The organism is Brevundimonas sp. UBA7534, assembly GCF_002479325.1.
Classification (GTDB): Bacteria; Pseudomonadota; Alphaproteobacteria; order Caulobacterales; family Caulobacteraceae; genus Brevundimonas.
Map to the genome: position 1 here is coordinate 1 of NZ_DLMO01000178.1, position 601 is coordinate 601.

1 pseudogene is annotated in these 601 nt (G+C 68.2%); it reads left to right on the forward strand.

The window, feature by feature from the left end:
- Positions 1 to 92: 92 nt before the first annotated feature.
- Positions 93 to 601: pseudogene (locus B2U11_RS14870) on the forward strand (pyrimidine 5'-nucleotidase); the annotation flags it as partial.

Sequence of the window (601 nt, forward strand, 5' to 3'; positions counted from 1 at the left end):
CCGCACGCCATGCTGGTCGAACTGTTCACCGAATTCGGAGCCGGCACTCTGGTGAAGGCGTCTTGAGCGACCTGTCGCACGTGACCGCCTGGGTGTTCGACATGGACGACACCCTGTACCCGCCGGAGCAGGGCCTGCTGACGCTGGTTCAGGCGCGGATCAACGCCTATGTCGTCGAGGCCGTGGGGCTGGAGCCCCAGGAAGCCAGCGTGCTGCAGCGGCAGTTCCTGGACGAGCACGGCACGACCCTGGCCGGGCTGATGGCCAACTACACCATCGAGCCGGAGCACTTCCTGGAGATGGTGCACGACGTGCCGCTGGACGGGCTGGAGCCCAATCCGCGCCTGGCCGAACAGCTGATGCGCCTGCCCGGTCGGCGCTTCGTCTTCACCAACGGGGCGCGCGACTACGCACATCGGGTGCTGGACCGGCTGGGGGTCGCCCACTGTTTCGACGGCGTCTTCGCCATCGAGGACGGGGACCTGACGCCCAAGCCGGCGCCGTCCGCCTTCCGCCGCATGATCGAGCGCTTCGATTTCGAGCCGCGCAGCGCCGCCTTCTTCGAGGACACGCCGCGCAATCTGGAGCCGGCCAAGGCGCT